Origin of the sequence: uncultured Marixanthomonas sp. (genome assembly GCF_963974425.1) — a bacterium.
GTDB lineage: Bacteria > Bacteroidota > Bacteroidia > Flavobacteriales > Flavobacteriaceae > Marixanthomonas.
This window is the reverse complement of record NZ_CAXBCK010000080.1, coordinates 1-4,665: the sequence shown is the minus strand read 5'-3', so window position 1 is coordinate 4,665 and position 4,665 is coordinate 1. Positions and strand designations below refer to the sequence as shown.

General features: G+C 36.4%; 3 protein-coding genes and 1 pseudogene. 2 read left to right on the top strand and 2 right to left on the bottom strand.

Annotated features, from left to right (window positions below):
• Together AACZ92_RS16060 and htpG are read right to left on the bottom strand one after the other, a co-directional pair.
• The coding region (locus tag AACZ92_RS16060) for an HYR domain-containing protein (RefSeq protein WP_339703570.1) at window positions 1-1,351 on the bottom strand (1,351 nt) is incomplete at its 3' end.
• A gap of 132 nt (window positions 1,352-1,483) precedes the next feature.
• The gene (gene htpG, locus AACZ92_RS16055) at window positions 1,484-3,379 is read right to left on the bottom strand and encodes a molecular chaperone HtpG (RefSeq protein WP_339703567.1); all 1,896 of its coding nucleotides are present in this window, start codon (window positions 3,377-3,379) and stop codon (window positions 1,484-1,486) included.
• A 235-nt stretch (window positions 3,380-3,614) separates the two neighbouring features.
• Here htpG and AACZ92_RS16050 point away from each other — a divergent pair, with 235 nt between their 5' ends.
• Window positions 3,615-4,283: a TetR family transcriptional regulator C-terminal domain-containing protein gene (locus tag AACZ92_RS16050; RefSeq protein WP_339703563.1), complete on the top strand. Its 669-nt coding sequence runs from the start codon at window positions 3,615-3,617 to the stop codon at window positions 4,281-4,283.
• Window positions 4,284-4,665: pseudogene (locus AACZ92_RS16045) on the top strand (AarF/ABC1/UbiB kinase family protein); the annotation flags it as partial. It abuts the gene before it with no gap.

Here is a 4,665-nt window from a genome sequence, read left to right as displayed (position 1 = left end):
CATCATCATCAAAAATCGCCGCGTTGCTTGGAAAATCATCACCAATTGGCATATCGCCAGAGCCAAAGGTCCAATCGTGTACACCCGCATCGATAGCAGTTGTCCAGCCATTTGGTATAGAGGCTCCTTCAAATTCTTCTAAAATATTAAAAATACCAGGCTCACCTATACAAGTGATTTCTGGCGCTGTGTTGTCTTCAATAGTAACCGTAGCGGTACACGTTGAAGAGTTTCCTGATTCATCGGTCACTGTTAGTGTTACTGTATTGTCACCTGTGTTGGCACACGTAAATGTGTCCGTATCTAAAGAGTAATTTACAATCCCACAGTTGTCTGAAGAGCCATTGTCAATATCAGCCGGTGTAATAGAAACCGATGACCCACCCATTAAATCTAATGTTAGGTTTTGACACAAAGCCTCTGGGGCTTCCATGTCTGTCACTGTTACGGTAAAATCGCAAGCAACAGTATTTCCATCTGAATCAGTTACACTAAACTCTATTACAGTGTCGCCTGTGGGGAACATAGAACCACTAGCTGGTCCTCCGGTTTGAGTTGTTGTTAATAGTCCATCTTCGGCGTCTATAGCAATTGCATTTGCAAAATTAACTATAGCACTACATTGTCCTGGATCGGTATCGGCCATTAAATCTGTCGGACATTCAATAATAGGTGGATTACCTATAGCTTCTTCACCTACCACGTTCATAACCGCAGCAAATGTACCCCCAAAATCAACTATGCTAGAAGCGCCACAAGGTGTCGATTGCCAATAAGTTGGTGCTGTTTGCCCTTCTGAGTTACCTAAGAAGCCTAGATAATTTGATCCATCTGGACCACCTACAAACAACTCATAGACTAAAAGTTCATTAGACGGAATAATTGCATTTATGGGCTGTGACAATATTGTTAAGTTGTCTGCAGAGGTCACTACTCTATTAGAAGAACCTTGCAACGTTAATGCACTTCCAGGAAATGGGCCAGGCGTAGAATAAACATTTACAGTTACTGTTTTGGGACCAGTTCCATTAAAAAAGAAAATGCCAAACTCCACATCAGTAACTATAAAATCATTCACTATCCCATGGTCTGTTGCTAAATCAAAAGCTCTAAAAAGTGAAGTGTCGTAAACAGAAACCCCATCATTACAACCAAGTGCACTAGTAAGTGATTGGGTTGTATTTTGCGTAATAGTAACGGGTGCTCTTAAACCTTCTTCAAAGTTAATAGGATTACCAATGAATACAGGTTTGTCAAGTTGTTTAACGGGCGATAATTTTAAAGATTGGCTATACCCAATGGGTACAGTCAAAAGTGCTAATAAGATTGTTAGCAAAGTAATTTTTTTCATAATCGTTAAATTTTTGGTTATATCACCAAAAATACGTTAAAATAATTTTAAATCAATATTTTAAAGTTAAAATATTTAACAAAAAAACCGTCATTTAAGACGGCTTTTGATAATTATGTAAGAAAAATCTTATTATTTAATCATTTCATAACTGCGTTTAATAAATGCAGTCATGTCTTCTCCTTTTAAAAGGTTTTTGCTCAGCTTAGCAAGATCCAACGCTTGATTAACCAATCGCTCTTTCTTTTTCTGAGTTTTGGTGTTTAAAATTTCAGAAACTAATTCGTGGTTGGTGTTCACGATTAAATTGTACATTTCTGGCATATTGCCCATACCGAACATGCCTCCACCGCCACCGGTTTTCTGCATTTCTTTCATTCTTCGCATAAATTCAGGCTCGGTAATTACAAAAGGATTACCCTTGCTGTCCATTGCTTCTAATTGTACAGTGAATTTTTCTGAAGGTACAGTTTCTGTTAAAAAGGTTTTGAGCGTTTCTTTCTCCTCATCTGAAAGTTTAGAGATTTGCTCTTCGTCCTTCTTAATTAAATTTTCAACTGGCTCACTATCTACTCGTACAAAGCTTGTATTTTCGTTACTGCTTTCTAGTTTTTGTAGCAAGTGCGAAATAATTGGCGAATCAAGCATTAACACTTCATAGCCTTTGTCTTTCGCATCCTGAATATAACTGTGCTGTTCATCTTTATTTGAAGCATACAGAACGACTAATTTACCATCTTTGTCTGTCTGGTTTTCTTTAATCTTTTCCTGTAATTCTTCAAAAGTAAAGTAATCACCATCTACGGTTGGGTACAATGCAAATTTTTGAGCTTTGTCAAAAAACTTGTCTTCTGTAAGCATTCCGTATTCGATAACAACTTTAATGTCGTTCCACTTTTGCTCAAAGTCTTCCCGGTTGTCATTAAAAAGTGTTTTCAGCTTATCGGCTACTTTGCGAGTTATATAGCTAGAAATTTTCTTAACAGCACCGTCTGCTTGTAGGTAACTACGTGATACATTTAGTGGAATGTCTGGGCTGTCAATTACTCCACGAAGCATCGTTAAAAACTCGGGTACAATACCTTCTACATTATCGGTAACAAACACTTGGTTTTGATACAGTTGAATTTTATCCTTCTGTATGTTCATATCGTTCGTCATCTTTGGGAAATATAAAATTCCTGTCAAATTGAACGGATAATCTACGTTTAGGTGAATGTGAAATAACGGTTCTTCAAATTGCATTGGGTACAACTCTCGGTAAAAGCCATTATAATCTTCTTCTTTTAAGTCTACCGGTTGTTTAGTCCAAGCTGGATTTGGGTTGTTTATAATGTTTTCAACCTCTTTAGTAGGCGCTGGATCATCTTCTTTAGCATCTTCTGGCTTTGGAAGGGTTTCCGTTTTCATACCAAACTTAATTGGGATAGGCATAAACTTGTTATACTTAACCAATAGTTCACGAATACGACCTTCTTCTAAAAATTCAGTTTCATCTTCAGAAATATGAAGGATAATTTCTGTACCACGTACTTCTTTATCAGCTTCTTCTAACGTGAAATTTGGCGATCCATCACATACCCAATGTGCGGCTGGCTCGTCCTTAAAACTTTTGGTAATGATTTCTACTTTGTCGGCTACCATAAACGAAGAATAGAATCCAAGTCCGAAATGACCTATAATTCCAGTGTCGTCACCGTCTTTATCTTTGTACTTTTCGATAAACTCTTCGGCGCCAGAAAAAGCAATTTGGTTAATGTATTTTTCAACTTCGTCTTTCGTCATCCCAATCCCTTCGTCAATAATGCGAAGCGTCTTGTTCTCCTTATCGACTTTTACTTCAATCTTAGGATTTCCGTAAGCAACATCGTTTGCTTCCCCAATATTGGCAAGATGCTTTAATTTAAGTGTGGCATCTGTGGCGTTACTAATAAGCTCCCTTAAAAATATCTCGTGGTCGCTGTATAAAAACTTTTTGATCAGCGGAAAAATATTCTCGACCGATACATTAATAGTTCCTTTACTCATAATATGTATGTTTTGTTTTTTTCTGAAATAAATAAGACAAATAAAGTACCATTCCATAATTTATGACAGCTTGTCATTATGTAAGGAACACGATTCCATAACTACCAAGAAATCATAAACTTTAACAGAACCTTTTGTTTAAACATAAAAATTAAAGGTTAAACGTTTGTATCTTTGAATGGAAAGATTTGTTTGAATTAAAACTCAGTATATCTGTACGTTAAAACAATATAATATGGCAACAAAAAAAACACCTTCAAAAAAGAAAAGTATCACCCGTGATAGTATTATTTCGGCCTATATGGAATACGTTCTAGAGAATGAGCAAACTCCTAAAAGCGTGTATAAGTTCAGTAAGGAAAATGATATGACTGAACAAGAGTTCTATAATTTCTTCGGTTCCTTTGATGGATTGCGTAACGAAATATGGAATACTTTTTTCGATCATTCGTTAAAACTGATACACAAAGACAAAAATTTCGAAGGGTTCAGCAACCAAGAGAAGATGCTTACTTTTTTCTTCACATTTTTTGAAATGCTGACCGCCAACCGTAGTTACGTACTTTTCGCCCTAAAAGAAAACAAAGATATGATGAAGAGCCTTTCGCAGCTTAAAGGGCTTCGAATTAGGGTGAAAGAATTCGCTTCAGAATTAATCAACGAAAAAAACGAAGAAAAAAATCTGAAAATATTAAAACAACCCGTATCCGTATTTTCGGAAGGCGCTTGGTTACAAACTCTCTTTATTTTAAAATATTGGATGGAAGATAACTCGCCTTCTTTTGAAAAAACAGATGTCGTGATTGAAAAATCAGTCCGTGCAATTTTCGATGTATTTGACAATACTCCGTTGGAAAGTGTGGTTGATTTCGGAAAATTTCTATGGAAAGATAAAATGAACTAAATGAAAACACTAGATTCCATTCCCACAGGGAAAATAAAACGCGCCAGTAAGTTAGTTGGTACTGGTGTAAAAGTTGGCGGTAATTACTTGAAATATTACAGCGGAAAACTTGTAAATCCAGATTTGAACAAGGATGCATTAAACGAAAGTAATGCCGAAGATATTTACGACGGCTTAAAAAACTTGAAAGGAAGCGCCTTAAAAGTGGCTCAAATGCTGAGTATGGAAAAGAACATTATGCCCAAAGCCTATGTTGAAAAATTTTCCTTGGCGCAATTTCAGGTTCCGCCATTGTCTGCACCGTTGGTTCGAAAAACATTCAAAAACTATTTTAATCAAACGCCAGAAGATTTGTTCGATACGTTTGATGAAAACTCGGTGG

What these genes read in the sequence shown, in the direction of transcription:
- htpG (WP_339703567.1), bottom strand. Translation starts at nt 3,379, where the DNA reads ATGAGTAAAGGAACTATTAATGTATCGGTCGAGAATATTTTTCCGCTG.
- AACZ92_RS16050 (WP_339703563.1), top strand. Translation starts at nt 3,615, where the DNA reads ATGGCAACAAAAAAAACACCTTCAAAAAAGAAAAGTATCACCCGTGAT.